General features: G+C 39.0%; 36 protein-coding genes, 1 tRNA gene and 2 pseudogenes. 6 read left to right on the forward strand and 33 right to left on the reverse strand.

The window, feature by feature from the left end; translation table 11 throughout:
- Nucleotides 1–187: 187 nt before the first annotated feature.
- The 15 genes and pseudogenes from umuC to GKR71_RS17870 form a co-directional block, all read right to left on the reverse strand.
- Nucleotides 188–1,450 (reverse strand): annotated as a pseudogene (gene umuC, locus GKR71_RS17800) (translesion error-prone DNA polymerase V subunit UmuC).
- A complete protein-coding gene (gene umuD, locus GKR71_RS17805; protein WP_154600247.1) occupies nt 1,450–1,863 on the reverse strand; it encodes a translesion error-prone DNA polymerase V autoproteolytic subunit in 414 nt (137 codons plus the stop codon). The pseudogene umuC and the gene umuD overlap by 1 nt, the downstream one beginning before the upstream one ends.
- 447 nt (nt 1,864–2,310) lie before the next feature.
- The gene (locus GKR71_RS17810; RefSeq protein WP_117162450.1) at nt 2,311–2,592 is read right to left on the reverse strand and encodes a DUF1799 domain-containing protein; all 282 of its coding nucleotides are present in this window, start codon (nt 2,590–2,592) and stop codon (nt 2,311–2,313) included.
- 17 nt (nt 2,593–2,609) lie between these two features.
- Nucleotides 2,610–2,912 (reverse strand): phage tail assembly chaperone, encoded by a 303-nt coding sequence (locus GKR71_RS17815; RefSeq protein ID WP_036952433.1) that lies wholly within the window; start codon nt 2,910–2,912, stop codon nt 2,610–2,612.
- Nucleotides 2,913–2,946: 34 nt separating this feature from the next.
- Nucleotides 2,947–3,600 (reverse strand): phage tail tube protein, encoded by a 654-nt coding sequence (locus tag GKR71_RS17820; protein ID WP_036952436.1) that lies wholly within the window; start codon nt 3,598–3,600, stop codon nt 2,947–2,949.
- Nucleotides 3,601–3,648: 48 nt separating this feature from the next.
- Nucleotides 3,649–4,050, reverse strand: coding sequence for a phage tail terminator-like protein (locus GKR71_RS17825; RefSeq protein WP_036952438.1), 402 nt, complete (start codon nt 4,048–4,050; stop codon nt 3,649–3,651).
- Nucleotides 4,051–4,629, reverse strand: a complete 579-nt coding sequence (locus GKR71_RS17830) for a hypothetical protein (RefSeq protein ID WP_036952441.1) — start codon at nt 4,627–4,629, stop codon at nt 4,051–4,053.
- Nucleotide 4,630: 1 nt separating this feature from the next.
- A complete protein-coding gene (locus GKR71_RS17835) occupies nt 4,631–4,981 on the reverse strand; it encodes a hypothetical protein (RefSeq protein WP_108479717.1) in 351 nt (116 codons plus the stop codon).
- A gap of 2 nt (nt 4,982–4,983) precedes the next feature.
- On the reverse strand, nt 4,984–5,466 hold the full coding sequence (locus GKR71_RS17840) for a DnaT-like ssDNA-binding protein (RefSeq protein WP_108479716.1): 483 nt from the start codon (nt 5,464–5,466) through the stop codon (nt 4,984–4,986).
- Nucleotides 5,467–5,537: 71 nt separating this feature from the next.
- A complete protein-coding gene (locus tag GKR71_RS17845) occupies nt 5,538–6,515 on the reverse strand; it encodes a major capsid protein (protein ID WP_108479715.1) in 978 nt (325 codons plus the stop codon).
- Nucleotides 6,516–6,528: 13 nt separating this feature from the next.
- Nucleotides 6,529–7,305, reverse strand: a complete 777-nt coding sequence (locus GKR71_RS17850; RefSeq protein ID WP_036952450.1) for a hypothetical protein — start codon at nt 7,303–7,305, stop codon at nt 6,529–6,531.
- Between the two features lie 112 nt (nt 7,306–7,417).
- Nucleotides 7,418–8,539 carry a hypothetical protein gene (locus tag GKR71_RS17855; RefSeq protein WP_108479714.1) on the reverse strand — a complete coding sequence of 374 codons (1,122 nt, stop codon included), beginning with the start codon at nt 8,537–8,539 and terminating at the stop codon, nt 7,418–7,420.
- Nucleotides 8,536–9,906 (reverse strand): DUF4055 domain-containing protein, encoded by a 1,371-nt coding sequence (locus GKR71_RS17860; protein ID WP_154634652.1) that lies wholly within the window; start codon nt 9,904–9,906, stop codon nt 8,536–8,538. The genes GKR71_RS17855 and GKR71_RS17860 overlap by 4 nt, the downstream gene beginning before the upstream one ends.
- Entirely contained in the window at nt 9,906–11,393 is a 1,488-nt protein-coding gene (locus tag GKR71_RS17865; protein ID WP_108479712.1) for a terminase, read from the reverse strand. Before GKR71_RS17865 ends, GKR71_RS17860 begins: the two co-directional genes overlap by 1 nt.
- 2 nt (nt 11,394–11,395) lie before the next feature.
- Complete coding sequence (locus tag GKR71_RS17870) at nt 11,396–11,998, reverse strand: hypothetical protein (RefSeq protein ID WP_006658160.1); 603 nt, start codon at nt 11,996–11,998, stop codon at nt 11,396–11,398.
- A gap of 406 nt (nt 11,999–12,404) precedes the next feature.
- Between GKR71_RS17870 and GKR71_RS17875 the strand changes: the two genes are divergently transcribed.
- A complete protein-coding gene (locus GKR71_RS17875; RefSeq protein WP_108479711.1) occupies nt 12,405–12,773 on the forward strand; it encodes a VOC family protein in 369 nt (122 codons plus the stop codon).
- A gap of 113 nt (nt 12,774–12,886) precedes the next feature.
- On the opposite strand, the gene GKR71_RS17880 is transcribed toward GKR71_RS17875, so the two are convergent.
- Entirely contained in the window at nt 12,887–13,402 is a 516-nt protein-coding gene (locus GKR71_RS17880) for a lipocalin family protein (protein WP_036952464.1), read from the reverse strand.
- A 478-nt stretch (nt 13,403–13,880) separates the two neighbouring features.
- Between GKR71_RS17880 and GKR71_RS17885 the strand changes: the two genes are divergently transcribed.
- Together GKR71_RS17885 and GKR71_RS17890 are read left to right on the forward strand one after the other, a co-directional pair.
- Complete coding sequence (locus tag GKR71_RS17885) at nt 13,881–14,012, forward strand: entericidin A/B family lipoprotein (protein WP_036952467.1); 132 nt, start codon at nt 13,881–13,883, stop codon at nt 14,010–14,012.
- Nucleotides 14,013–14,197: 185 nt separating this feature from the next.
- Nucleotides 14,198–14,431 (forward strand): DUF1161 domain-containing protein, encoded by a 234-nt coding sequence (locus tag GKR71_RS17890; protein WP_108479710.1) that lies wholly within the window; start codon nt 14,198–14,200, stop codon nt 14,429–14,431.
- Between the two features lie 899 nt (nt 14,432–15,330).
- On the opposite strand, the gene GKR71_RS17895 is transcribed toward GKR71_RS17890, so the two are convergent.
- The 12 genes and pseudogenes from GKR71_RS17895 to GKR71_RS17940 form a co-directional block, all read right to left on the reverse strand.
- The gene (locus GKR71_RS17895) at nt 15,331–15,726 is read right to left on the reverse strand and encodes a lysis protein (RefSeq protein WP_413784996.1); all 396 of its coding nucleotides are present in this window, start codon (nt 15,724–15,726) and stop codon (nt 15,331–15,333) included.
- Nucleotides 15,727–15,862: 136 nt separating this feature from the next.
- Nucleotides 15,863–16,435, reverse strand: coding sequence for a lysozyme (locus tag GKR71_RS17900; protein WP_196712413.1), 573 nt, complete (start codon nt 16,433–16,435; stop codon nt 15,863–15,865).
- A complete protein-coding gene (locus tag GKR71_RS17905; RefSeq protein WP_036952477.1) occupies nt 16,416–16,616 on the reverse strand; it encodes a phage holin family protein in 201 nt (66 codons plus the stop codon). Before GKR71_RS17905 ends, GKR71_RS17900 begins: the two co-directional genes overlap by 20 nt.
- Nucleotides 16,617–16,753: 137 nt before the next feature.
- Nucleotides 16,754–16,912, reverse strand: a complete 159-nt coding sequence (locus GKR71_RS19945; protein ID WP_036952480.1) for a hypothetical protein — start codon at nt 16,910–16,912, stop codon at nt 16,754–16,756.
- A gap of 899 nt (nt 16,913–17,811) precedes the next feature.
- Nucleotides 17,812–17,916: pseudogene (gene ymcF / locus GKR71_RS20110) on the reverse strand (cold shock small protein YmcF); the annotation flags it as partial.
- 12 nt (nt 17,917–17,928) lie between these two features.
- A complete protein-coding gene (gene cspE, locus GKR71_RS17910) occupies nt 17,929–18,141 on the reverse strand; it encodes a transcription antiterminator/RNA stability regulator CspE (protein ID WP_036952486.1) in 213 nt (70 codons plus the stop codon).
- 517 nt (nt 18,142–18,658) lie between these two features.
- Nucleotides 18,659–19,654, reverse strand: a complete 996-nt coding sequence (locus GKR71_RS17915) for a YbgA family protein (protein WP_132495154.1) — start codon at nt 19,652–19,654, stop codon at nt 18,659–18,661.
- A 222-nt stretch (nt 19,655–19,876) separates the two neighbouring features.
- On the reverse strand, nt 19,877–20,257 hold the full coding sequence (locus tag GKR71_RS17920; protein WP_036950157.1) for an antiterminator Q family protein: 381 nt from the start codon (nt 20,255–20,257) through the stop codon (nt 19,877–19,879).
- 3 nt (nt 20,258–20,260) lie between these two features.
- A complete protein-coding gene (locus GKR71_RS17925; RefSeq protein ID WP_154634653.1) occupies nt 20,261–20,545 on the reverse strand; it encodes a hypothetical protein in 285 nt (94 codons plus the stop codon).
- Entirely contained in the window at nt 20,542–21,000 is a 459-nt protein-coding gene (locus tag GKR71_RS20450; RefSeq protein WP_006661255.1) for a hypothetical protein, read from the reverse strand. The genes GKR71_RS17925 and GKR71_RS20450 overlap by 4 nt, the downstream gene beginning before the upstream one ends.
- Nucleotides 21,001–21,216: a DUF7740 domain-containing protein gene (locus GKR71_RS20530; RefSeq protein WP_036968324.1), complete on the reverse strand. Its 216-nt coding sequence runs from the start codon at nt 21,214–21,216 to the stop codon at nt 21,001–21,003.
- Complete coding sequence (locus tag GKR71_RS17940; protein WP_036947874.1) at nt 21,213–21,662, reverse strand: hypothetical protein; 450 nt, start codon at nt 21,660–21,662, stop codon at nt 21,213–21,215. The genes GKR71_RS20530 and GKR71_RS17940 overlap by 4 nt, the downstream gene beginning before the upstream one ends.
- 85 nt (nt 21,663–21,747) lie before the next feature.
- Between GKR71_RS17940 and GKR71_RS17945 the strand changes: the two genes are divergently transcribed.
- Nucleotides 21,748–21,822 (forward strand) — tRNA-Gly (locus GKR71_RS17945).
- Between the two features lie 269 nt (nt 21,823–22,091).
- Here GKR71_RS17945 and GKR71_RS19950 read toward each other — a convergent pair.
- The 5 genes from GKR71_RS19950 to GKR71_RS17965 form a co-directional block, all read right to left on the reverse strand.
- Nucleotides 22,092–22,265: a hypothetical protein gene (locus GKR71_RS19950; RefSeq protein WP_187369821.1), complete on the reverse strand. Its 174-nt coding sequence runs from the start codon at nt 22,263–22,265 to the stop codon at nt 22,092–22,094.
- 26 nt (nt 22,266–22,291) lie between these two features.
- A complete protein-coding gene (locus GKR71_RS17950) occupies nt 22,292–22,966 on the reverse strand; it encodes a replication protein P (protein ID WP_154634654.1) in 675 nt (224 codons plus the stop codon).
- Nucleotides 22,963–23,862 (reverse strand): replication protein, encoded by a 900-nt coding sequence (locus GKR71_RS17955; RefSeq protein ID WP_154600009.1) that lies wholly within the window; start codon nt 23,860–23,862, stop codon nt 22,963–22,965. Before GKR71_RS17955 ends, GKR71_RS17950 begins: the two co-directional genes overlap by 4 nt.
- Before the next feature lie 67 nt (nt 23,863–23,929).
- Entirely contained in the window at nt 23,930–24,256 is a 327-nt protein-coding gene (locus GKR71_RS17960) for a hypothetical protein (RefSeq protein ID WP_006658132.1), read from the reverse strand.
- 155 nt (nt 24,257–24,411) lie between these two features.
- Nucleotides 24,412–24,621: a helix-turn-helix transcriptional regulator gene (locus GKR71_RS17965; protein ID WP_036951015.1), complete on the reverse strand. Its 210-nt coding sequence runs from the start codon at nt 24,619–24,621 to the stop codon at nt 24,412–24,414.
- Between the two features lie 119 nt (nt 24,622–24,740).
- Between GKR71_RS17965 and GKR71_RS17970 the strand changes: the two genes are divergently transcribed.
- The gene (locus tag GKR71_RS17970; protein WP_112837176.1) at nt 24,741–25,388 is read left to right on the forward strand and encodes a LexA family protein; all 648 of its coding nucleotides are present in this window, start codon (nt 24,741–24,743) and stop codon (nt 25,386–25,388) included.
- A gap of 9 nt (nt 25,389–25,397) precedes the next feature.
- Nucleotides 25,398–25,739: a DUF3024 domain-containing protein gene (locus tag GKR71_RS17975; protein WP_006658129.1), complete on the forward strand. Its 342-nt coding sequence runs from the start codon at nt 25,398–25,400 to the stop codon at nt 25,737–25,739.
- The last annotated feature ends 40 nt before the right edge of the window (nt 25,740–25,779 follow it).

The following is a 25,779-nucleotide window of genomic DNA, read 5'->3' on the forward strand; positions in this document are numbered from 1 at the left end:
GTGCTGATTATTTTAATTATGTGCTTAATGACATCATTCATTGATCTACATCAAAATTCAACACATTAAATAAATTAACTAAAAAAACAAAATTAAATATTAATCTTTATGTACCTACCTAATTAAATTCGACCTTCAGACTTTAAAGCTAGCTTACTGAATTTAAAGTCTTGCAATCCTTGATATGCTAGATTTTAGCTACAGGCAGTTCATTAAAATTTGTCGTGTACGCCGGTGATAACATTTCGCGCTTCATCTGATATCCACTATCCCCCCCTTTCACGGCAAACCAGACTTTACCTAAGCCACTATTATTTATTGTGTCTAATGTTTTCATAAGTTCATCGCCATTCTTAAATGGTTTTTGAGTAGAAAACATATCAAACTGAGTAACATCTGAATCTGTGAAGTCAGATAACATTATCCCGGCTTTATAGTAGCGGTAACCATCTCGCCATATAGAATCTAAACCACGCATAACAGCATTAATGATGTCTCGCGTATCGCTGCTAGGGTATTCAAGCTTAATGCTGGCACTGTTAGCATAATCTTCACCTGATGCATGGCTGCTGGTTTGAATAAACAGGCTAATAATTCGACATCACTGCTTTTCTTCGCGTAGCTTCTCTGCTGCTCGTTCTGCATAGTCACAAATAGCCTTGCGCATGGTTTCGATATCTAAAACTTTCTTACCGAACGAGCGAGAGTATAGTATTTGCTGCTTAACCTTCCTGACTTCTTCAAGCTCAATGCACGATTCGCCATTAAGCTCTCGGAGAGTTCTTTCTAGCGTCACACCAAACGTTTTACGTATTGTAGACACTGGTGCATTTGCCAAGTCTAAAGCGGTATAAACACCCATCGCTCTTAACTTGACTGAAATCCTTCGTCCTATTCCCCACACGTCTTCAATCGGAATAAATGACAGTAATTTTCTTTGCCGACTTCTATCAGATAGCTCAACCACACCACCAGTCTTCTTCCACGTTTTAGCGGCATGATTCGCAATTTTAGCCAGCGTTTTAGTCGGACCGATGCCAACACTTACTGGCAAGTGAGTTCGCTGCAATATCGTTGATTGAATTTCTCGCCCATAATCTTCTAAATTAAAGGTATGAACCAAGCCAGTGAAATCAAGAAATGCCTCATCTATTGAATACACTTCCAAACGCGGAGCATACATTGATAGTAGAGACATCACTCTGTTGCTCATGTCAGCGTATAACGCATAGTTCGAGCTAAAAATGTTAATATGATTTTGCAGGTAATAGTTTCTTCTCTCATAGTAAAGCTCTCCCATTTTTACACCGAGCTTTTTTGCTTCGGCGGAACGAGCAATTACACAGCCATCATTATTACTCAGAACAATTACTGGCTTTCCTGCTAAGTCAGGCCTGAATACTTTCTCACAGCTCGCATAAAACGAATTTACATCAACTAAGGCAAACATTACTGAGCCTTATGAATAATGAATGTGACAACGCCAAATATCTGTAAATCCTGCGCATCACCAATATGTATTGGTTGAAAATCAGGATTCATTGGCATCAACATCGGTGGATAAGACTTTAATTTCTTAACAGTAAACTCACCATCAACACTGGCGATAACAATATCCCCATCTTTTGCTACCAATGCGCTATCGACAATCACAACATCACCATCGTTAATGTTAGCGTCAATCATAGAATTACCTTCTACACGCAACATATACGTACTATCTGGGTGCTTAATCAATGTGCTGTTAAGGTTTATTCTTTCCTCCATGTAGTCAGCCGCAGGAGATGGAAACCCCGCAGCCACTCTATCTAAGAATAATGGAATATTGAGAATTGATTCGGAATCGATAGGCTCTAGCTTCATAATGCACCAAATTACTGTATTTACATACAGTATATTGTAAGCATTTTAGTTGTAAAGATCATTTTCAAGTATCAAAAGACTAGAAATATGCAATCCCCTCCTAGAAAATCAGACCTACAGTGTCGTTATTCTTCCTTCATTTACTTTTTATAAAGTAAACTTATGGCTTATAACTATTAACTGCATTGCCGAAAATATGAAATATACATTATTGTTACTAACATCAATTCTAATGGTTGGATGTCAAGGGAGAAGTTATTCAGAATTAACTCCAGCAGAAAAAGCTGAAGTCAGAGCTGCTCATGATAAAAGTGCCAAAATATCTAGAAAATGCAATCGTATAGAAAATCAATCTAAACGTACTGATTGCTTTCTCGATAGAGACGACAATGACTTTAACCGGCTCTATTAATTTAAAGTTAATACTGGAGGCATTACAGCCCCTGACTACTTGTTTATCAACTCAAGAGCCTTTAGCTCCATAACCCTTAAGTCATCAAATATGGTCGCTTTGCTTTTGATGTTAAGTAGATCTAAAACATTGGGAATCACGCTATAGTCAAGTCCCGTAGCACCATTCATACCAACTCTCCACTGTGTACTCATCGCAGAAAATACCAGATATGACTCCCATACATCAGGAACAACTTCAACATCATCAAGATCAGGAGGAAAGCCAAAAGCTCGCTCAAAATTTTTAGCCTCTTGCTTTGTCATTCCCCCATACATTGCTTCAGCGACCGATATTAGTTTTTTTCACGATTACCTAACAATTCATTGTAATACGTTGTTGTAATAGCCCCTGCGGCTGATGGATAGTTGTCAAATAACAACTTCAAATTATCTTCGTTATAAGGCTCTTCAATTGCCCAATCAGCAATAATTTGAGTAAAGAATTTGTTTACTGACTCATTTTTCAACTCTTCCAATTTACTCATTGGTAAATGATTGAACGTAAATGTCACAACCTCCGGCTCGCTTTTGCCAGCCACACGGATTTTTACATCAGCCTTAAATATTGGATTGGGATTCAGAGTGAATTTCGCCATTAGGTTTCCTTAAAAGCCCCGAAAGGGGCTGTTATTATGCGGTAGTGTAAATTTGCATATCTGATTTAAGAGAGAAACGTGCAGATACGTTTTCAACCTCGTTAATTGCAGTATTAGGAACACGCTGGAATGACACACTGGCTGAGTAGTAACGGTCTTCACCAGCCCGTTTATTATAAAAACGAATCGCTGTTAACTGCTTTGTATCATCCAAAGACATTAATAACCCTCGAATAGGTAATTTCGCATCATGAGCAAATGTATAAACCTGCACGATACCCGATTTATAGGTATCAACCGTTTCTGCTTGCTCATCTTCTAAGAATTGAATTTCTTGCGTTTGCTGTTCACCACCTTCTGTTGATAAGGTCATGACTTGGGGCATAACCTCCCATTCTTGAACTGACTTTAGTGTTCCTTTGCCGCCGCCAATCGGAAAACGTTCGGTATCTGTCGTATCAACACCGTCAAGCGTGATACTTGTGTTTTCTGCTGATTTCACACGAAAGACACCGGACATTTGTTTCCACCCAGATGTAACGAGAACAACATCTCCGGCTTTAATGCCACTTGACGCTGTGACAGTAAGTACAGCTTCAGAGGCATTACTTGCCGCCGTAAACTCAACATCTTTTCCGTATTTACTCGCCACATAAACGCGCGAGCCATTAGGAATGTTATAAGCCATTATTAACCTCATTTTTATGCATAAAAAAACCGCCATTTAGGCGGTCGTTTATCGGATTGGATGACATCGATAGGATGTACGTATTGGAATGATGTAGTTGATATCACTGGTAAGTGGAGGTAGCTGATTTGGTTCACCGTCTAGATACAGTGACTCCGTGAGTGTTAGACCATTTTCGAGCTGCTCTTTGACGGCATCAACCAAGCTAATAACCGCCGAATCACCATTACCAATCTTTTCAACAACATTAAGTTGAATAACACCTTTTTGAACTGGCATGTCTAACGCTAGACCTAGATTTTCGGTTATGGCTGGCATTATATGTAATTGCAAATATGGAGTGCTAATATCATCAAACTCAATATTTGACCAAGCCACCTTTACCCCTTCCTGCTTGGCAATTTTTGCCACCAGCGCACGAATAGACTGATTGATTTCAGATTGTTTCATTTACTTCATCTCTGCGATAGCGTCTCTAAAGAACTTACTCACGTTTTCAGCGGTAATTGCAATCATGCCATTAGGAGCTTGTTTTGAATGCCCCATTTCCAACCTGTAGGCATAAGGAACATTGTTAGTAAAATAGATAGCATTCATACCCACTTTGAACTGCTCAAGCATATAGTTACCAACCGCCTTAGTCATATTGCCTGATTTATCAACTCGCCCAGTTTCACCATCAGCAGGTACATCAAAAGTGACTTGCCAATTTCCACGGAATCGTCCCCCCGTATAACCTGGGGGTGCTTTGATATCCATAGAGTCATTAACTCGAGCGCGTTTTTTTAATTGACGATTTTTCAGTGTCAAATTATTAGGGTCTTTTCTCAATGCTTCATTGTGCTCAAATACCGCTTGGTTATAACCTACAGCCGTTTGGTTAACTTTCCATAAGTCGGGATTACCCACCGGAGACATTTGAACAAGTTGAGCCAAAATCCTAACACCTGTTTTTTTTACCACCGCCTCCATATTTGATTGAGATTTTTCTACAAATAGATTAACGGACTTCATGAATGAATCAGTCATATCAAGCCCTCAATTGAGGTTTGTAGCAAATAACAACATCAGCAGGTTTAACCGGGTTAGGCTCATGCACACGTAGCCATATACCATCAACAAGAACAGAATCCCCTTTTCGAATATCAATCTCTGGAGAAAGAACCATTTTAATATCCGTAGAGAGAATTAGAGTTCCATCAATTTCATATGGTTTGTACAAAACCTTTACACCAATAATTGAAAATAGAGACTCAGGCTCATGATGCTCAACACCATTATCATCAACCCAGTGCTTGCCAGCACGTTTCACTTGATATGAAGCGCCATATTTTTTCAGTATTCGCAATGCTGTGTGACAACCTCGTTGATAAATATTCATCACTACCTCACTGCAAATGTGTTAATCGCCAAGCCTTCTGAGCTATCCATCAAGCCGCATAGCAAACCTTTCAGCCAAGCGAAATTAGGTGCACCAGTATTGGTGCCTTCTGCATACTTCAAATCAATTGCTCCCTCAATACGTTCAGAAATTATTTCTGCACCTAATGTTGGCTGCAATTCATTCTCTTGTGCTTCAAGTGCAAGGCGACACTGAGCCTGTATAACCTGATGAGGAATCGCATCACTAGCAATTTCAACCCCATCACGAAACAATCCAGTACGAGGAAAAGATAAAGGTTGCGTACTGTCGGAACGCTTACCCTTCCATTTTTGGGATTCTAAGAAGTCCATAGCAACGATGAGTAATGATTCGAGTGATTTACTGTCTGATAGGGTTAAATTCCTGACTTTCGCATATGCTTTTAAATCTTCAATGCCAGCATAACTATTAAACGTAGGTGAGTTTTTATCGGCATCAATCATGACCACCTCAAAATAAAAAGGGGCATTACGCCCCTATCTTCACTTGCCATCAGTAGTTTTTTTCCTTTTAGCTACTTCTGGCTCTGTTGCTTTACTGCATTTTTGCCCTGAGCAGTTAATTTAATCATCACACCTGCTGTCAGTTTGTTGCTCGTAAAATGTTTTTTCCAGTTCCCCGCAGTACCTAACTTGGTTAGATCTGGGTTTTTACCTTTTGATTCATCCCAGCTGTACCCAAGCACCCCAACATTAACAACGCCTTCACCACGATACCCAATTTCTAAGTTCTCCTTATCATTGATCTCAAATGAGCGGAAGGTTGCCTCCTGTGACTCGGTGATAGTCACCGCCCCCGGAACAAGACCAAAAATAGCATCAACTGGCGCACTGTCTGTTACCAAAACAGGCTTACCTAACGTTCCCGGCTGCCCGCCATAGATAACCACACCAGCCTCTTCGTAGACTTTGTTATCAATTGCTTGATCAACGATATCGAAATACGTAGTAGAGTGCATAACGAAGAGATTTACACGGTTAAACTTGTCACCATATTGACGCAATCCTTTGGTGAGCGTTTTTTTCCCATCTGTCGCAATGTCTGCTGTCACGACCATCTCAGTATTACTACCGATAGCAGCACCTAATGCGGCTAAGGAGTATTTAATGTAACCTTCTAGAGATGCATCCGCAGCATCAATACCAACTAGCTCAGAAAACTCTGAGACATCTCGTCCTCGACGTTTAAATGCCTCTTCCGTTGTTGCATATGGACCATATTTCCACGGAGCTTTCACTTCAACAGATTCGCCCGCACCAATTTTTTTACTCTCTACTGTCCCTGTTGAATCAACATCACGATGCTCAATCGAGCCACCAATTTGATAGAAAGCACGCTTACGGAAATCTCCTTCAATAAAAATGTTATCAAGCACAATGGCACCATTTGATGCCTGATTAAATACGGCTAAATTATCTTGGCGACGCTCTAAAAACGCTGTTTGCGCCAAGTCGTTGTAAATTACTAAATCGCTATTAGTCGTCGTAGCCATTACTTATCTTCCCTTATTCTTTAGGTAGTTTTAAAAATGTGTCACGTCCGTATCTGCGAATATAATCAGCTTTCTCACTCGCAGACATTTGAGAACGTTTAAGGTGTGCACCACCTTGTTTATGTTTTCCTGCATCCGTCCCTGAAGCAGCAGGGAACAAATGAGGCGCGCTTTCTTTTAATGATTCGACCCATTCAACGGGTGATAACGGTGTTCGACCATCTTTCCCCATAATTGGATTACCATCATCATCAACGGCTACGGCCTGACCTTCATCGTTGATTTGGAAAATGCCTTTGGCACGTAAAATTAAGTCTTCTTGTGCGCTAGCTAATGCGCCGGCTTTACCAGCAGCAGAGCGCACTTCATCTCCCAATACACGTTGGCGAAATTTATTAGCAAAAGCCTCAGCCCTTTCCACTCGGCTATTGGCTTCTTTCAGTTGTTTATCAACGTCATTGCGTAAGCGCTCAGTACGTTTATTAATGACTTCATCAATTTTGCCGTCAGCGATTAACTTGGCTTCTTCATCATTTTCAAAACGTTTGAGAATTCCACGTACAGCATCGGGATCAATACCATCAAAACGCTTGAGATTATCGTTTTGCTCTTTGAGCTTACCCAATAACTCATCACGTTTAGCCTTCAACCCAGCTACTTGCTCACCGACTGCTTTATCGATAATGGCTTGAATTTCCGGTGTGATTACAGGTGCAGTTCCACCGCTTCCACCACCAGCTCCATCATCAGCCTGTGAGTAATATTTGCGTTCGATATTCATAAATAACATGTTGTTCCCCTTGGGATTCATTGCGCCTAGCGCGTTAAAGTAAACCAGCCCTTGGCTGAATTTAGACAATAAAAAAGGTCACCGAAGTGACCTTAGTTAAATCGTTAATTGATTAGCTATAACCTGCATCTTTAAATGCTTTTTCGTCTAGCTTTTTGAGTTGTTCTAACGAAATAAATTCTCCCTTATCTGTATAAAATTCAGAAGGATGCATACCGCCCTCTTTCATTAATCTAAATCGTGTTTCACCGAATACTTGCCGTTGTCGCCAGTCTGGTTGTCGCTGCACCCAATCAAGAAAATTGGTCTCTGCTGGAACTTGCCCATCCATTGATGCTCTCGTTCCTGCGTCCATCTCATTCGCATCAATACCTAATTCACGCCATGACTTAGTGACGAAAGTTTCCGTTGAGCGGCAATTAAAATGGATTTTACCGGGACCTTGTAGATAGGGGATTTTGTGTCCTATTGGTTTACCTTCCAGAGTATACTTCAGCCTATCCCGGACAATGCAATCATGGGAGGTTTTATTATCGAGAGTGGATAGCCACTGTTTGCAGTCAAGGATATCTTTATTAGCTTCAGCAAATTGTTCTCTTGCTGTCGCTTGTAAGTGACTGATTGCCGTCTTCGCTATCGTTGTTACGTTAGCTCTACTAAGTTGTAAGGCACCATCTTTATAGCCTTGATTTGCATGACCTCTGATTTTACGCCCAATCTCTAGCGCACTATCGCCATTTAAATAACCATAGCGAACAGCATTGTTTATGCGTGTCATGCGGTCAGATTCTAATCCAGCAGCCCACTCAGACAGTAATTTCCCTTGAAATGGACGAGACATTGCTGAGGAAAACAACATCTCCTCTGTAATACCCATAAGCGGATATTGGCGTAGAACAGCATCAGGTAATAAAGCATCGAATAATGAGGAATAATAATCCGCTTCATGCAATGCATATTCCCTCATTTCTTCTGTCAGCAACATAAACGCACTGTCAATCGCACGTTTATTAATGGCTTTCACGCTCAACAGCAATGACTCTAATCGCCTGACAGTAAAGCTATTCACGTCAATAGTGGCACCATCTAAGGCAACAATAAGCGACGCTGTTAATTCAGCGTCAAACTCATTGAGTGCATTTATCATGCGCCTTGCAACATCCGTAGAATAACGACCAGAAAACAAAGAGTGAGCAATCAATTCATCCCTTAATCGCTCATTCACTGATTTCATGCCCAACCTACCATTGTCGGCTCTTGGTTATTAAGCTCATCGACCACCATATCAATATCATCAGCGGGGTCGATAACATCATATTTCTGTAAACTTCTCACCAAGTCAGATTTACGTGTTGCTCCAGATTGCCATGCAGCAACAATTTCACGGATCATGGCACTATCAGCAATATGATTAACGAGGTCTTTGTTGATTTCAAAAGAAGTGTCTTTAGTATCTAAACCTAAGTATTCAGCGCACCACATTAACGCTTTGCTAAACGCATCTGAGACATTTGAGCAACAAATACTGAGAATAGAGGTTTGAGCACTTTGCTCCCCCACAGATTGAATAACCGTTTTGACTTTACTGTCAGCGGAAACCAATTGAGCGCCCAGTGCCACCATATAATCACGCTTACTGTCCATAGCTTCTTTAGCCAACATATTTGGCTGAGCTTGCTCGTAACCAAAGAACCCTTTCACTGGCAGCATTAAAGGTGAACGAGACCCAACCATGATGCCTGTTTTTTCTAAGTGATCTCGCCACTCTATATCTAACCCGCCTAGATATGGCTGAACTTGCCCACAGAAAAACACTGAATCTTCATAATCAGCAGAATTTCGATAATGCCCTAGATTAATTTTTGCCAAACCTAACAATGGCGCCTCATCTATCGTATGGTCATTGTTTTGAGCACCCATAAACGTAAATGGAATTTCATCCCAAGCACCACTACCTGCACGCTCTGGAATATATTCAGAGTGGATTTGATACACACTGCTGCCAGCTGTCTTGCGATATACTCTACAGATAAACTTGCCATCTTCTATCACTAACACGCGGTATTGAATGGCATCTTTAAATCCAAAACCGTCCGCCTCTTCAACAGTCTCTCGCAATACCACCAGCGTTAGCATCGTCCTGCCATTAATACGATCAGTCCGCCAGTTAATAATATCTTCAGCACGATATTGAAATATGTACGGGAGCTTAGAGTCGCTGTTGTAATCAACATATAGCCCATGTCGTCCCACTTCCAATACCGATTCAAGAGAGGATTGAGCTAATTGGTAAATGCTTGAACCTGCACCATCTGCATCATCTTTTAAACAAGACAGCTTTTCAGCAACAGCAATCAATGGATCTTTCTTGAATGCCATCCCTATCATACCGTTACGAGTGTTACCTGTTATTGGGTAAAACACCGCACGGTCTTGATAGTCTTTATTGCGCTTTTTCTTACGCTCACTTTCCTTTTCTTCCAATTCAGGAAGATAACTCTTTACTTCCTCGCCACCTCGACAAACAGCGCGAACTAACTCCCACTGAGGAGCAGCCGTTTTATACTCCGGTCGAGTAAAATCAACATTATTTATACTCATCAGAAGGTTGTTCCTAAGTTAATTTCGAATGCTGGTCGTTTAACGTTCCGTCTACTTACAGCAAAATATCTAAACCCATCAGCATCATGTGATGTGTAATCATGAAGTGGTTTATCTTTCCAGCAACCTCGTTTGTCATCCCACTCTTTTCGGTATGCTTCGAGATGAGCAATGCCTTCACCACATTTATGTTCGTCAAAGACACACAGAGGAAGAATTTCACGTACAGCCTCAATACCTTCATCAATAGAAAGCTTTGGCACTACGTCAAATTGAATCGAGTAAATTTGCCCGTCAATTTCATACCCTTCACGAGCTAGTTCTCTACGCGATTTCGCATCTGAACCAAATTCACGGTTATCAATATCATGTGGTCCATTATGACTCGCGTATGTGTAGCCTTTATCTTTCAGCACTTTCATATAATGTCTTAGACCTTCACCACTGTTTGAGTAATGGTCTATCACATGGAATTCATCGCCTATTTCACGAATAAACCAAATTGAGGTTGAGTCACCAACGCCGATATCCCAATACGTATGAACGGGTAAATGCGAATTATCAGGGAGTGAACCAATGCGCTTATTTTCGTACAGAAAGCGGAATTGCTTAGCGTAATAAGCACCTTCAACGGATTGCTGGAATGCCTCTGAGGGTATTGACGGATATTCCCGCTTCATATCATCGCCAAGTGTTTTTTCTTTTGCGTAGTACCACGCTTTCTGATGCTCATCTAGGTGAATGCCATGCTTGCGGGATATCTCATCAAAGTAATCAATTAATCGCTGTGGCAATTGCTCAACAGGATCAATCGCATACTCAGGATTCTTCCACCATGAAAAGAAAAAGAATTTCCAATCTAAGTTAGATAGCGTTTTACACTGAATTTGCGCTTTCTCGGCCGACTGACAATAATCATAGAAATAGCCAGCTCGCCCCTCAGCAGTGCTTTCAATTGTCGTAAAACAGTCACTTGATACAGCTTCAAACGCACCAGTAACTATCTCACGAGCTTTTTCAGGGTACTTTGCACATATCTTTCCGAACTCAGATACATGCAAGTATCGAAGAGTGCCACCACGAAATGACGTGCTGATATAAAGTGACCCGCCTTTGCTAAAAACCAATTCACCAGCCGCATCATTACTCGCCGGATTTGCAGCTTTAATTTCTTCGGGTAGCTTTTCATAGGCATACTTTATCTTTTCTCTAAATAGCCTTTTAGCATCGTTAAGTGTATGAGCAATCAATGCACATTTAGCCGCCTCAAATAACGCTGCATCTAATTGGATAATGCAAACCTCAGTCGTGAAACCCAGCTGACGAGCCTTTAAGATAATGTTTCGCGTATGCATCCCTTCAAAGTATTCAAGCTGCTCAGGCGTCATTTTAAATCGAACTGGCTTACCTTCTTTGTTGGTGATCCAGTACAAGTGATTCAATCGCCAGAGCTTATCTCTTAATAATGCAAGATATTCTGGCTTCATACTTATTCCTTCGATAGGTCGTCCATCAGTGACGATATAGAGTCGGATACTTTATTCTGCTGCGCGTCATCCAGCCCGTATGCCTGGCGCTCAAGTCCAATTAGGTTTTTAAGTGTCTCGCTTAATGCTTTAGCAGATTTAACACGTTCGGGGAGGGAGATGATTGAATTGTAGAGTTCATTGAGTTTGTCTCGCCCATTGCTATCAGGCTCAAACATTAATTCACCTAGCTTCCTTAAAGCAGGTACATCCGTACATTCAGCAGATAGCTCATCAAATAAACTGTTGGTTAACTCCCTAGCCCTACGAATATCACCCCTATGTTCCATACGAACATTGGCAATGACTTCAGCATTAGCTTCGATAAGTTGCCGCTCAGAAATAGCCTTCTCAGCGGCAACCAGAGTGGCAACCTCTCTTTTGGCAACCAAGTTTTCAGCTCTAGCCTTAACCTTTGCTTTTAAATCTCGTTCCCATCCTTCTTTCTTTGCGCGTTTACTTATCGCTTGATGGGTTATCTCATATTGAGAGGCTATTTCTCTTATAGACATTACGCCAGCTCGGTAAGCAGACTCAATAGCCTCCCAATCTGGTCTTTTGAACATTATTCACCCTCATGATAAATCAAAAAGCCAATACAAAAACAAGATCTGCATCTTTCACAAAAATCTTTAATTTGATTTAAATCAGAACAATAACAATTAAATTGTTGTATTTTAGTTTTTCATTGTTAATTTCATTGCTAAATGCAATATTTAGTATTGCTGCAATCCCCCTTATTGTGTTCATTGCAATAAGGGGTTTTTTATCTACAAACTCTTATCTTTACATCTTAGCCAGCAATTCTTCTGTCGATTGGTTTCACCAAAAATCTAAAACCTTCAGCAAGAAAACACTTATGCTTTAACTATTAACATTTCTTAAAGAGTTTCTCATAACAAATTAAAACCATTTTTAGCGAAAATATTTACATTGAAGGTATGTTATTTTAAATATTTAAAGGAGAGTCAAATGAAACTAACTTCAATAGACCATGTGCATGTATATGTCGATGACCTCAATGAAGCCGTAAAATGGTATAAAGATATTTTATTCTTTACCGTTACACCCAAATACAAGTTTTGGTTTGACCAGGGTGGTCCATTAGTCATAAACAATAATGATGTCCACCTTTCCTTATTTAAAAGGACATCACAAAGCATCGGTAACACAATCGCTTTTGGTACAGATAAGACTACACTGATGGAATTCATAGAACACCTGAGAATCAACAACATTCAATTTTCTATCGTTGACCATGATGTGTCTATATCCATCTATTTCACCGACCCATACGAAAATAAGTATGAAATAACAACATATGAGCACTTCAAAATATAAAAATCATAGTTAATTAGGTAATAAAAAACCCGCACAAGGCGGGTTGTCTCTTGCAGTAATTACATTTTACTTTTCAATAAATTAATGTCGCTATAAATAATCCACTTTTGATTCTATTGAAATATCAATACTCTTTGTCTATCAAAACCATTAGCGCTAGCAAAGCTAAGGTATTCATCTAAAAGTTCTGGCGGCATAGTTGGTGTACGCGATAACACCCATAAGTAATCTTTATTAGGGCCCACAACTAGTGAATACTGGTAGTCGTCATCAAGCTTAATAATGTTATAACCGCCGTAAAAAGGACCGAAAAACGACACTTTCAAGGCACCTATATCCGAAGATTCAACAAAATAAGCCTTTCCTATACTCTCTTTCCATTTTTTCCCTTGTGAATCCCATCCTCTGTTGACTACCTTTACACCACCATCATTGCGTAGAGAATAGTTTGCAGAAACTTTACTTAGTCCCTTTTCAAATCGATTATCTATTCTAGCAACTTCATACCATTCGCCAAGATAACGGGATAGTTCAAAATGTTTAACTGGTGTTATGTCATGTGGCACTTTCACACTACACCCATTAAGTAACAGCATACTTACAAACATAAAAACTGACTTTATCTGCATTGCAACCTCACATAAAATTGATCTATGAAGATACTTTCGCATAAAAAAGAGCACAGAGCGACTATAGTGATTTAGTATTTCGTGACTATAGAACCCTCGTATTTAGATAAAGTCATTGTCGCACTAACTTGGATTACACTAGCCAGTGTGGTAAACCGATTGATGATAATATTAAAAGAATACCGACTAACAGGTATTGAAATACATGAAGCATACGGATAAATAACTCTTTGAATATCATAGAGTTTACTCCTTGCTGCTAAGGTTATTTTATTATCAAAATGCATAGTATCATCTAAAATATAGCAGCTCTTTTTAATTTGTCAGATATCATGTTTCACTAAAGTATTTAGCTAATGCTATTGCTAGTAATCAGCTTTCACGTTCCATATCGATTCAATTAACAATTAAATTATTCTGCTATAATGAAAAATGAACTTTGGCAGTCTGTAACCTCACACAATGTAAGGAAGGAAGTATGATTAAAAAATTCAGTTTACTCATATGCTCATTAGCTATTATTACGAGCTTGACTGCCTGTAATACGACAAAAGGTGTAGGTAAAGATATAGAAGCCAGTGGAGAAGCCATACAAAGAGCTGCTGAGTAAAATTAAACTTTGCCCAATCCTAAAAGCTTAGATATAAATACATCCTCTTGAGCCATAATATTTAAGAAATAAAATAGCATAGCCCGTATTAATTGATGAAATTGAATGTTTGACGTCAGATTCATCATTATAATTTTTAGGGTGAATTTTCATTAACTGATTCTAACTTATAAGAGATATTACATATGAAAAGAAGAATAATTATTGCTACATTAATGACATTATTTATTCCAGCCATTGCGAGTGCGTCATGCGAAAGCGTTGTTGAAAAAATTACGCAAAAAATTATTAACAATGGCGTGCCTGAAGAGAGCTTTACCATTACCGTCGTTTCAAATGAAGAAGCAGCCTCACAACAAGGTACTGTTGTAGGTAACTGCTCTAATGAAACACAGAAAATTATTTATACAAAAAAATAACTCATGCTATGCAGAGGGCTCTAAATGAAGCCCTCTCGCTTTTTATTCTAGTTGTAGAACGCCATGTTATTCAGAGCTTGAATGAGCGATCAAGCCTACATATATAATTTCGTCACCTTCACTAATAATGTCAATTCAATTGTATAAAGCTGTTGTTCTTCTTCGTGTACAAATTCATATAATGGCTTAATTTTCTACTATGTTAATACAAACTTACTAAGTTGAGTGATAATCCCATTTGGATTAGAAAATAAATAGTGATACTATTTTCTCGCTGGTCAAGGATGACTAGCCCTACAATAATTATGAGTTAATCTTAAAAACTCCCCTTTAACTGAAGGGGAGTTTTTTATTTTTTAGGAACAGTCTTATTCACTTATTTACGGAATCAACATGGCACTTTTCAATTAAAAATTACTTTATTTCTATGTTTGTTGTTGTTTAATTTTCCGGATTACTTTTTTGCAAAAAAATCGCCATTTCTCGAGGCTCCGTTTTGTAATATCTTATTGAGATTACTACCTTTTTAAGGTTGCCCCCATTCACGATTAACGTATAGTGACGCTTATTCATAAGTAGTTATTCTCATTTAGCCTCGATATCTGGGGCATTTCTTTATTGTTCAATTTTCCGTATTGCTTTCCTATTGAAAATATACTTATACTATTGGATTAAACTTTCATTACATAAGAGAACTGTATCAATATATATATGTATAATAACCCCGTTACTCTCTTACTAATATTTATCCCTACTCTTGCCTGCATCCTATTGATTATTGTTAAAGATAAAAAACAACCAAATTTAACGACACTTTTTTTAAAATTCTCTATCTACCTGTTAAGCACTCTGACTTTCATAAATTTAATTTTTTTTGCAAGGGCATTTACTGATTGGTATTAACGTAAACACTCCGCTCTAATGTAATCTTGCAAACCAAGTATCATATTCTTGGATTCTGCGATTCGCTGCCTGAGTAGCCAATAATTTCCGATAGCGGAGTCAGTAGGTCTGGCGGTTGTTCCATCATCCACGCCGGAGGTGGAATTGGTTTCGACTTTCTGGCAGCTGGCTCGGATGTACACCCGCTCAGGATTACGCTCAGCAGCAATACGCAACTCATCAATTTCAATTTTTGCATTGGCTAGTTCCTGAATATGTTTAGTATCGAGTTTATGGAGAGATTGGACACGTTCTTGGTAATCCTCATTAATTTTGACCTGCTCTGTCAACTCAACGAGTAGTCCGGCATTTTTGGTATTTAACTCACCTATCCTCTCGTGTTGTTTCCACATTCCCCATATCGCTATCAATGCGACAATAAATAACAATACGCTGACTTTATTCATGGCGATTACCATAAAGACGTTTAAAAATTAACTTGCCGACCTTTGTAATGCTCGATAGCTTTTTGGCAACGCTTCTCTAAACTTACCTTGTCAGTGCCACCACAAGTGTCGTCTCGAAGTGTGTATACGCCAATTGCCAAGTAGATGGGTAGACAGATAATAAAGTAGGATAAGCATAAGCAAACTCGCCAAGACACACGGTTTTTTCTACCTCTCGTCTCGTCATTAGCCCTTTCCACGCCTTCCCCCCTGCATATATCCAGCGTTTTAGTTCATTACATGCGCCAGCTTGGTCACCAGCATTAAGTTTTTTAAGTAATGTTGAGCGCGAGAAAGCACCTATTCCCACGTTATAAGTAAATGAATAAAGTGCCGCCCTGGTGTAATCAGGAATATTGATTTTAATTAAGGGGTTTACTGCTTTAGCGACGATTGCTAAGTCTTTTTCCAGTAACTCGTCACACTCGACTTTTGTATAGATTTTCGTCGGAATAATGTCAGAACCTGTATGCCCATAACACACCGTAAGAACACCACCTACATCACGGTAGGGTTTGGGCTCATATCCCTCAAAATTAGTCACCATTACAACAGTTAATGCCATCAGCCCACCTGTCACAGCGGCTATTTTTATTTTATTTGGTATCTTTGCCACTGTTAGCCTCTCTTAATTTGAATTCTTTCCGTTTGTAGTACCAATTCACCAAGAAGGTAGCGACAGTACAGATAATCCCGATGAGCACAGCCCACTGGTCTAGCGATAACGCCCCAGCTGTAGTAGTGATAACTCCAAGAGCATAAGAAAAGGGGCTAGAGTATTTTTCGTTCATACGCATATCACCCCCAACGGAGTGGTCCAAGATTTGGTTAATAGAAAGCCACCAGCTATAAAAACTAGAAGGTGTTAATGAAGTCAGTTGAAATTTAGGCAATAAAAAAGGTCACCGAAGTGACCTTAGTAAATTCTAGATAATTAATTTTTTTTCTTACCTGTTATAGCATCGTAAACAACACTTAACCCATAAATAATAATGGCGAGAGGTAATCCCCACTTCACATCTCCTGAGATGACGCCATAATTTTCGAGTAATGTTATTATGCCCGCGAGGACAATAAATATACCAAAAAACATAAATACCTCATTCATGTATATGCGAGTACGCTATTATACATAAAGATTAATTTAGCTTACATCTTGAATAGAGATCGCCGCGAACAATAACTATTCATCAAATGATTTAGGTTCATTAAAATATCGAGGTAGCCGCGTATTTAGTACACCAAAACAGACTTAAATCTAAACAGTGCAATTATGATTCATTAACTTTGGCTTAGAACGACTAGCTCAAACAAAAAACCGCACTAGACAGGGTATTTTCAACGTATTACCTCGCACTCTTACTGGTACAACATGCGCATATTTTAATAAGGCTATATCCTGAAGCTTTAGCCGCAGCTATTGCATGTATAGCATTAAATAGGTTACCTAGGTAGAAACGATTTGAAGTCATCGGCATTTGTTTACAGCCAACTTTGTGTATTTTGTAATTACCTTTTGGTCCCATCGTCGTCTGAATGTAATAGTTCATACATCTCCGTATTTACATTGTACAAAAGATTTATAACTTATGGGCCGCCATCGAGGTATCGAACCCCGACTCTTAGTTTTGCTAATACTAAATACTCTTCCAGTTGAGTTAATGGCGGAATGATTTTACATCCAGTAGACCAATGCAAACGAGGCTAAAAGTAATCCTAAAATAGTTAGAGCATTTTGCGTTAGTGATAAAATTCGTTGATAAAAGGTAGGTAAGTTCATAGGTGATCCCTTAGGAAATAAATCCTTTGGATACCGCATCTATTTTTAAAATAAAAACTCGCAACTGCAAGATTTGCTTTTATAGCAATGAGGTATGATTACATGGCTATTGTAACACAGAACTCTCTCACTGAGGGGATTGTAATGATATATAAAACAAAAAACCCCACTTTTGCGGGGTTTTATAATCTATATGTTATTTAAGCTGGCTTCATATTAGATTTACAAAAAATACATTTAGCGCCATATGGATTGCTTTTTGATACATCAAAGTGATAGCGTCTATATTGAGATCCCTTACAACAAGGGCATCTCATATTAATGTTGTCTTAAAGTGCCACCACATTAGCAGCCGCTGGACCTTTTGCGCCATTTTCTACCGAAAAGCTGACTTTTTGTCCATCATATAATGTTTTGAAATCATCGCTTTGAATCGCGGAGAAGTGAACAAATACATCTTTGCTCCCATCTTCAGGAGAGATGAAACCAAAACCTTTAGATTCGTTAAACCACTTTACTAAACCTGTCATTGTATTAGACATAGAATTTCCTTTAATTTTTTGATTGCCATAAGGCATAGATGAGGTTTGATTTTTATTTTTACTTATGGGAATTAATTATAAGGAATTCGCAATGAAGGGATATCTTAGATAACGCTAAATGGTGAACAACTTTAAACTGACTAGCATAAATAGGCCTGTACTTCCAAACCGATGACTTGATTAAGCCATACAAACACTGGGATAGCAAATTTAATTTTCACTCTCACCATAAAAGCGTTGATTTTGCTTAAGACACCACATATTCATCATCAATAACTTTTCCAAACAAATCATATTGATAGCCAACTTATTATCAATCCAATTATTTTTGCAATAGTATTGATTTGATTAACTGAGGTTACATATGAAAAATCCTCGCTAGGTGACTTATGTAAATATGAATGATTTCGTTCATCCCGACAGTTATACGCTAACATAGCTTTTATGTTCAATATTCATATGACTGGAAGAACCAATCATATGAATAACTTTGAAATTCTGAGAATTATTTTTAATATCATAACCCATATCGCAGTCTTAATGACTGAGGATAAGGATGGAAATATTTTTGATTATTCAAATAGTTATCAGGATACTCAGATAAATAGTGCGTAATTAATGTTAATGGAGCCAATAAAGGCTGTGTTCCTTGGCGGTATTCGAGGATTAACTTACTCAATGCTTGCCTTTGGTTTGATGTCAGATAGCGTTTAAAGTAACCTTGGATATGCATAAGCACATTAGTGTGATTGCGCCTAGTCGCTTGGTGTTGTAATAAATTCATAAACTTATTTCGATACTCATCAAAATAAGAATCGATTGAATCCCATTCATTGTTACTAGCAACAAAACGACCAAGTTCTCGATAAAGAGGCTGTGAATGCGCCAATAAAAGGAGCTTATATCGAGTATGAAAGTCGATTAATGAGTGCCGATTGAAGGAGTTTTTCTTTAGTTCATTTAGCTCATGAAGAGCAAATACCCGTATAATAAAATTTTCTCGAATATGAGGATCGCTTAACCTGCCATCTTCCTCAACAGGCAACCAAGGCATTACTTTGAGTAATTGTTCAGTAAAAAGCCCAATTCCAGACTTTTTATTACCATTGCCAACTGAATCATATACTCGAACCCTTTCCAAGCCACAGCTAGGTGAGTTTTTACATACAATATAACCACTTAAATTTAAAAGCCCACTCAAATAAGTGGTCGAAAACTGAAGCATCTCTTCAGTTAAATCGCCTTCACGACCATCGCTGAATTTGAGTCTAACGCTATTTTCGTCAGATTTAACTAGCCTCAATGCAGGTCTAGGTGTTGGTAAACCAATCGCCATTTCCGGGCATGCTTGTTGGTATTCGAAATAATCTGATAACTCATCTACAGCAAAGTGAAAGCGCTTATGACCACCATCAAATCTAACGCTATCACCCAATAAGCATGAGCTAATACCTACAGTGATTTTTTTATCTGATGTATTGCTCATATCACTAGAGGTAAGAAGATTAACCATCATTGCCACCTTATATGAAATCACTTATATACGAAATTGATTTATAGTAATAATTGAATTCATATTAGTAACATTGCACTTTATTTACTAGCTTTATAAATCACTACTCCACACTCTAATAAAACAAACAAAAAAGCCCCACTGAAGTGAGGCTCATAAGCTGCTGACGTTGTAGTTATTCTTATCACAATATCAGCTATTTTACGATCGTAAAGTATTTTATTAAATCTTCTCTACATACCTATCTAATTCTAATTTTATGTCTAACATCATCAACATTCCGTCAATGACCCCCTCCGCTTTTTGAAGTTTTTTCCCTATATGGGTATCTGAGCATTTATGTTCTCTAGCTAGCTGCATGAATGTTTTCCCAAATAAATAATAATCCAGTAGCAGGTCATGCATCTCTCTATTCTTTATACTTAATTGAGCCATACAGCTAGAGATAATCATGGCGTCATCTTCACAACATTGAGGTCGAGATTTCACCTTACTAGGTATTAAGCGACTAAATCCTGCCGCTGTCGAATACCATTGAACTGACTCGATGTTATCCGCAGCCCATGCGCCCCACATTTCTAGTACTTGTTGAATATTACGCATCCGTTACCTCGTATTAATTTGCGAGCTTTTGCCGTCGGATTCAGCGTTAAGACGTTTAGCTATAGAAATGGCACTATCTGATTCTTTGGCGAGATTTGAAGTGCCTCTTTCTCTTGTCTTGTACATAGTCATTAATCGCCCATTTATCACAGCATGATTTTCAGCCTTAACATCGGTAGAATATTTTTTTACTGTCGCGCGATAGCATCCTAGGTACCGAGAAACCTCTGCCATGTTTCCATATGTCTTAATAAGCAACTCTGGAATAGTCGTGATTTCAGCTTTCATAAATCCCCCATCTGATAAGTGATCCCTTGCTGGTACCAATCAGGTAACGTGAACTCAATCCGACCTATTACACCGCTAGCCCGTAGCGCCTGAATTCTTTTAAGCTCAATCTTCATGTGCTGATACAACTCATCCATTTGCCACGGTTTCAACTTCACTGAAGTACCTGCTAAACGAGCTACGCGGTCAATCGTCATTTCGCTGTAAGTGATAACAGCGTGAGCATTGAATTCATGTGGGTCTTCGCCGAGTTTTCGATGGCAACCTACGCAGTGAGCGAAAGCATTAAAGGGATGGTATCGAGTTGATTTGTGTCGTCGTGATTTGAAATGTGAACAGTGGAGTTTTGAAGGTTCGTGTCTAAATTGTCTTCCGCAGTAGTCGCATTCATAATTTGCTCTTTCCCGGACCAACTGCGAGAACACAATATCGTGCTTGTCGCGTTTTAATGCCATTTATTTCTCCTGAATACCCCACTCAGCGACTACAATCACAACCATCGGGCTTTCGCTTAACTCTATCGTCCTCATAGCATCTACGGCATGCGGTAATATAAATTTGCGCTTTAACACTCCAGCACACTTCCTGACCGCATCATTTGATTTATGAATAGCCCAGCATAATTTAAGGGTAGTAAGTGCGCTCATAAACACTTCAGCCTCATTTCTCATCTCTCTTGTTGCTCCTTAAGTTTCATATACTCCGAGTTATTGGGGATGATGATTGGGATGCCTTTCTCAATACACCATTGCTCATGTTTCTCCATCATGTAGAGCATCCGTGCTTTATCCATCTTGCTAGTTTTCTCACGCTCTCCATTTTCATCGCGACCTAACCAGTGACCGACAAAATATTCATGCGTTTCTTCATTAGTGATTGGCTTTGATAGAACTACTTCACCAGCTCCATTTTTAATATCAATGACAACACCACGCGCACGCAGCCAATCGCCTGTAGTTTCTATCCACATGCGCCATGTTCTGTTCATTGGTATTGTTCTGAGGTCACGCCATTCAGTGATTCTGATTCGGTATCGCTTACCGGTTTCTGTTACTTCTGAGAGAGTTTTGAAAATGCCTTTGAGATTAGATTTGTGGAGACAGATATCATCTGTCAATTAGCCTCCTATTTTACCCTTGCGAAAATTAGTTTTGAGGCGTAGCCTAATAACGTTAACTCGTTAATTAATCAGTTTTTACCTAGCGGCCATCGTATAATGGCTATTACCTCAGCCTTCCAAGCTGATGATGTGGGTTCGATTCCCACTGGCCGCTCCAATCGTTTTATCAGCCACTTTATCCCAACTAACTCTCAACTCCATTGCTAAGTTTAGCTATCAACTCATTTTGCCAAACTTTGATATAAGCTGTTCCACGAGGGAAGCATCTCAATAATTTTTGATTCAATTTACTTTGAATATTTAAGTAGTTCATCCCATTGAGCTTATGTCCTTTCTTTAATGACAGTAACTTACTATTGATATAACAATTGTTTTTTTCATCTAGCTTATGGTCTTTATGAAATAAAATACTCATTTTGTAATCTCTTAGCCGACAGCACTGTGATATTCAACATTCAAGTCATCAAGGCTAGCGTTACCTAAATCAGCCCAAAAGACAATCGTTGCCTCAGCATCCAACGCACACTCCGCTAACATTAGCTTTTCAAATGGCTTTCCATTCCATGTACCGGTAATGTTGTATACCGCTTCATCATTCATCTTAAAACCCCTTATGATTCCATGTGTTACTTGAATCCATATTTGCTTTTCCACTCAGCAATGATTGATAACGCTTTGTCACGCTTAGTGGGTATCACTGCGCTTTCAAGTTGCAAAACTGGATCAGGTATTTTCTCACCAGATTTAATACGATTAGCCATAGTCTTAAGCTCAGACGCGCAAAGTTTTATAACCTCTGAATCCGATAAGTTTCGACTTCGCATTTCTGAGTAAATTTTAGTGACCATCCAGTAACAAGCGTTCGACTGCCAATTAAATCTACGCCAACCTCGCTCTGAGCAATACTTTTTGAACACGTCGTATAGTTCAGTTTCCGTGGGCAATCCGAGCTGAGTAAAATCTTCCTGTTTGCACCACTTGATGAATTGACCGACTGCGGGGAAAAAAGGCGAATCACTAGCCCTCGCGTGTCTCATTCCGTTTTGAAGTTGCTCGCGGGTAGTAATTCCATTTTCAGCAAAAGCGGCAATCCACTGGCGTTTAGCTGCGAGTTCGTCGCTTTCATTTTTGAATATGGTATTTACTGCGGCAGGAAAGATTTGTTTCAGGTTTCGGAATAGCACATCAACAAGTTGCTCAGCCTGTGGGCTTACTATTTTTTGCGGCGTACTGTCTTGAGCAATTTTAGCCAGTGCGCCTGCATCACGATTAGCAATTGCAGTTGCCAAATGAGGTTTCATATAAATTCATTCTCCCATGCTTCACGAGTATTCCAGCTTTGTGTTGGCTCTTGCTCTACAACTCGTTTGTTTCGGTTTGGTTGCTGACTTTGAATGACTAAAGTCGCCCATTTTTTGCGAAGTTTTGCAGGAGATAACACGACGCTACACCAGAAGGAATCGCGGTTAGCCCATTGGAATAATCGGCAAATATCTTTGTGTGAATACCCGTCTAGTTGGCGCATCAAGCGAATATCATTAGCCCATGATGACCAGTTTGGCTCTTTGGTTGCAGGGCTGATTATCAACACTTGCGAGTAAATCCATTGAGCGGCCTTCAAGTCGTCAGCATTTCCCCACTTGTTACCTTTGGGGGAACAAACAACAGCATTGGGATCAACCACTGAAATTTTTTCGGATGGTTGGTCAGGGGATTCGATAGAATTCTCTGACGATATATTATTTATTTCTTTTTTCTTTAAAGTATTTCTTTTGTGTGTCTCCAGATTAGAGACATCATTTGTCTCTAAGTTAGAGACGTTTTTTGTCTTCAAGTTAGAGACACTGTCTCTAGATTGATTTTTCCATGCTGAAACCTCTTTGTTAACACCAATTTTTTTACCATCAAGAATGATATAATTCATTGAAAGTAATTCATTTTTTGCCTTATTAACGTTCTGCCTTGATAGTTTGGTCATCTCAGCTAATTGAGAGTCAGATATTCGATCGCTTTTCTTTCCAAAACCATAAGTTTTACGAATTAACGCAAGCATGACTCTAAATTGCCTTGCGGTTAGGTCGCAGCACATCAGCGATTCAAGTAACTCGTTGGCAAGCTTTGTATAGCCACTGTCCAACTCTGCCATTCTTGGTTTCTCCGGCTTAACGGGAAATTTAAATACCTCCGCTGTATTCATAGCGACCTCCATATCGATTTGTGATGTAACTCATTTTCATTTATAATTACCTTGTGAAATTAAATAATTAATGCGCCTCAGTTGCTCCAACAACTGGGGCGTTTTCTCGAGTAAGCAAGCGTGAAAGCTCGCCAATTTGCTTCCACAAAAATCTGTATTCCTCTTCACTAATTTTCTTTTCACCCGGCAAAACAAAATCAATTACCCCTGCCGCTGCTAATGTCTCGCATAGCTCAGGTATCTTTTCGGTTCTACGAGTGATAGTTGAGTCATGAACGCCTAATGATTTAGCGATGACTGTTTGAGATGTTGTTCTGATAACTTGATAAGCGGTTGCTACCAAGTGATTGGATACAAATCGGTTAAACGATTTGCGTGAATTTGCGTTTTCCATAATTTATATTCCTTCATATACAGTTAATCCGTTACCCACGATCCTGTGGGTGTGCTGCTCTGAGAAGTTCCTCTGAGCGATTCCAAAGAATATAGACGCCCTAGAGTTAACTAGGGAAAACAAACCTATATTCAAATGTTAAAGAACGAGTAAATCTATACTGCTTTTGGAGGAAAAATGTCATCGATAGTGACGTTAATTCCCTTATTGTTAAAAAAACTTACTAGCTGCCTGCATACTTCAAGGTCTGCTTTACGCCGACCATTTTCATAATGGCTAATGTTTCCCTTTGTGCAGCCAAGCTCTTTAGCTAAATCAGTCTGAGTAAGCCCAAGTTTTTTTCTATATCGGCTTATGTAATTCATCTAAACCTCCTTATTCTTTATCACAAAAGTATACGTAAGGTATCCGTAATTTCAACAAAAAAGTATACACATTGTCGGTCTACATTTATGTATACATATCGTATTATTAGGTTATGAAAATGAAATGGTATGAACTAGCCAAGTCCCTTATGAAAGATAAGGGCATTACATACGATCATATGGCAGAGCATTTTTCGGTATCGAAAGGTGCCGTTGGGCATTGGATGACAGGAAAGAGAGAGCCAGCATTTAGTGAAATAGCTAGAATACTTGCATATGTGGGCATCAATAACCCAACCATAAATCAAGATGGTACTATTAGCATTAACGAAGATTCGATCAGTAGAACTGAGCCAATCTATGAATACCCTTTACTATCTAAAGTACAAGCAGGTTCATTTACCGAAAATAGTAACTCTTATACAGAGAAAGATGCCATTGCATGGATACCTACAGCCAAGAAAGCAAGTGATCGCGCTTTTTGGCTTGAGGTTGAAGGTCACTCAATGACAGCAGCACAAGGAGGCAAACCTAGCTTTCCTGAAGGAATGTTGATACTTATTGACCCAAAAGAGCCTGTGAATGTTGGTGATTTTTGTATCGCTAGGCTAAACGGTAACGAATTTACATTTAAAAAATTAATTAGAGAATCAGGGCAAACATTCCTTGAACCTCTTAACCCGAAATTTGATTTAATCCCAATAAATGAAAACTGCGAAATCATAGGTAAAGTTATAAAGTGTCAATGGTCTGATGACACCTTTTGAGGAGAAAGCATGGCATTCAATGATATTGAACTAGCAAATATTGAAAAGTGCATGGAATTTTTCTTAGAAAAACGCCGCCCAGCAGAACATCTCAGAGATGAGCTCGATTTACAGTATCGTATTGAAGATGACTCGGTCGTTATATTCGAGGTTAGACAGCTAACATGGAGTGACTCAAGAGTAGAAGAACCTGTAGCAAAAATAATACATAACAAAATCACAGGCTCTTGGTCACTACTATGGATGGATAAAGACAGTAACTGGCATCATTACGATGAAAAAATGTTAGGTAGTTTTTCAGATGCTATTAAGCTTGTAGAAGATGATTTACAAGGTTACTTTTTTGGCTAACGATACATTCAGAGTATTACTGACAAAACAACAGTAAATA

It is taken from the genome of Providencia sp. wls1922, assembly GCF_009706505.1.
GTDB classification, from domain to species: domain Bacteria; phylum Pseudomonadota; class Gammaproteobacteria; order Enterobacterales; family Enterobacteriaceae; genus Providencia; species Providencia lanzhouensis.

Bases quoted from the DNA above. Each gene is read 5' to 3' on its own strand.
- umuD (WP_154600247.1), bottom strand. From the start codon at position 1,863: ATGAAGCTAGAGCCTATCGATTCCGAATCAATTCTCAATATTCCATTA.
- GKR71_RS17810 (WP_117162450.1), bottom strand. From the start codon at position 2,592: ATGTATGGGGGAATGACAAAGCAAGAGGCTAAAAATTTTGAGCGAGCT.
- GKR71_RS17815 (WP_036952433.1), bottom strand. From the start codon at position 2,912: ATGGCGAAATTCACTCTGAATCCCAATCCAATATTTAAGGCTGATGTA.
- GKR71_RS17820 (WP_036952436.1), bottom strand. From the start codon at position 3,600: ATGGCTTATAACATTCCTAATGGCTCGCGCGTTTATGTGGCGAGTAAA.
- GKR71_RS17825 (WP_036952438.1), bottom strand. From the start codon at position 4,050: ATGAAACAATCTGAAATCAATCAGTCTATTCGTGCGCTGGTGGCAAAA.
- GKR71_RS17830 (WP_036952441.1), bottom strand. From the start codon at position 4,629: ATGACTGATTCATTCATGAAGTCCGTTAATCTATTTGTAGAAAAATCT.
- GKR71_RS17835 (WP_108479717.1), bottom strand. From the start codon at position 4,981: ATGAATATTTATCAACGAGGTTGTCACACAGCATTGCGAATACTGAAA.
- GKR71_RS17840 (WP_108479716.1), bottom strand. From the start codon at position 5,466: ATGATTGATGCCGATAAAAACTCACCTACGTTTAATAGTTATGCTGGC.
- GKR71_RS17845 (WP_108479715.1), bottom strand. From the start codon at position 6,515: ATGGCTACGACGACTAATAGCGATTTAGTAATTTACAACGACTTGGCG.
- GKR71_RS17850 (WP_036952450.1), bottom strand. From the start codon at position 7,305: ATGTTATTTATGAATATCGAACGCAAATATTACTCACAGGCTGATGAT.
- GKR71_RS17855 (WP_108479714.1), bottom strand. From the start codon at position 8,539: ATGAAATCAGTGAATGAGCGATTAAGGGATGAATTGATTGCTCACTCT.
- GKR71_RS17860 (WP_154634652.1), bottom strand. From the start codon at position 9,906: ATGAGTATAAATAATGTTGATTTTACTCGACCGGAGTATAAAACGGCT.
- GKR71_RS17865 (WP_108479712.1), bottom strand. From the start codon at position 11,393: ATGAAGCCAGAATATCTTGCATTATTAAGAGATAAGCTCTGGCGATTG.
- GKR71_RS17870 (WP_006658160.1), bottom strand. From the start codon at position 11,998: ATGTTCAAAAGACCAGATTGGGAGGCTATTGAGTCTGCTTACCGAGCT.
- GKR71_RS17875 (WP_108479711.1), top strand. From the start codon at position 12,405: ATGAAACTAACTTCAATAGACCATGTGCATGTATATGTCGATGACCTC.
- GKR71_RS17880 (WP_036952464.1), bottom strand. From the start codon at position 13,402: ATGCAGATAAAGTCAGTTTTTATGTTTGTAAGTATGCTGTTACTTAAT.
- GKR71_RS17885 (WP_036952467.1), top strand. From the start codon at position 13,881: ATGATTAAAAAATTCAGTTTACTCATATGCTCATTAGCTATTATTACG.
- GKR71_RS17890 (WP_108479710.1), top strand. From the start codon at position 14,198: ATGAAAAGAAGAATAATTATTGCTACATTAATGACATTATTTATTCCA.
- GKR71_RS17895 (WP_413784996.1), bottom strand. From the start codon at position 15,726: ATGTGGAAACAACACGAGAGGATAGGTGAGTTAAATACCAAAAATGCC.
- GKR71_RS17905 (WP_036952477.1), bottom strand. From the start codon at position 16,616: ATGCGTATGAACGAAAAATACTCTAGCCCCTTTTCTTATGCTCTTGGA.
- GKR71_RS19945 (WP_036952480.1), bottom strand. From the start codon at position 16,912: ATGTTTTTTGGTATATTTATTGTCCTCGCGGGCATAATAACATTACTC.
- cspE (WP_036952486.1), bottom strand. From the start codon at position 18,141: ATGTCTAATACAATGACAGGTTTAGTAAAGTGGTTTAACGAATCTAAA.
- GKR71_RS17915 (WP_132495154.1), bottom strand. From the start codon at position 19,654: ATGGTTAATCTTCTTACCTCTAGTGATATGAGCAATACATCAGATAAA.
- GKR71_RS17920 (WP_036950157.1), bottom strand. From the start codon at position 20,257: ATGCGTAATATTCAACAAGTACTAGAAATGTGGGGCGCATGGGCTGCG.
- GKR71_RS17925 (WP_154634653.1), bottom strand. From the start codon at position 20,545: ATGAAAGCTGAAATCACGACTATTCCAGAGTTGCTTATTAAGACATAT.
- GKR71_RS20450 (WP_006661255.1), bottom strand. From the start codon at position 21,000: ATGGCATTAAAACGCGACAAGCACGATATTGTGTTCTCGCAGTTGGTC.
- GKR71_RS20530 (WP_036968324.1), bottom strand. From the start codon at position 21,216: ATGAGAAATGAGGCTGAAGTGTTTATGAGCGCACTTACTACCCTTAAA.
- GKR71_RS19950 (WP_187369821.1), bottom strand. From the start codon at position 22,265: ATGAATGATGAAGCGGTATACAACATTACCGGTACATGGAATGGAAAG.
- GKR71_RS17950 (WP_154634654.1), bottom strand. From the start codon at position 22,966: ATGAAACCTCATTTGGCAACTGCAATTGCTAATCGTGATGCAGGCGCA.
- GKR71_RS17955 (WP_154600009.1), bottom strand. From the start codon at position 23,862: ATGAATACAGCGGAGGTATTTAAATTTCCCGTTAAGCCGGAGAAACCA.
- GKR71_RS17960 (WP_006658132.1), bottom strand. From the start codon at position 24,256: ATGGAAAACGCAAATTCACGCAAATCGTTTAACCGATTTGTATCCAAT.
- GKR71_RS17965 (WP_036951015.1), bottom strand. From the start codon at position 24,621: ATGAATTACATAAGCCGATATAGAAAAAAACTTGGGCTTACTCAGACT.
- GKR71_RS17970 (WP_112837176.1), top strand. From the start codon at position 24,741: ATGAAATGGTATGAACTAGCCAAGTCCCTTATGAAAGATAAGGGCATT.
- GKR71_RS17975 (WP_006658129.1), top strand. From the start codon at position 25,398: ATGGCATTCAATGATATTGAACTAGCAAATATTGAAAAGTGCATGGAA.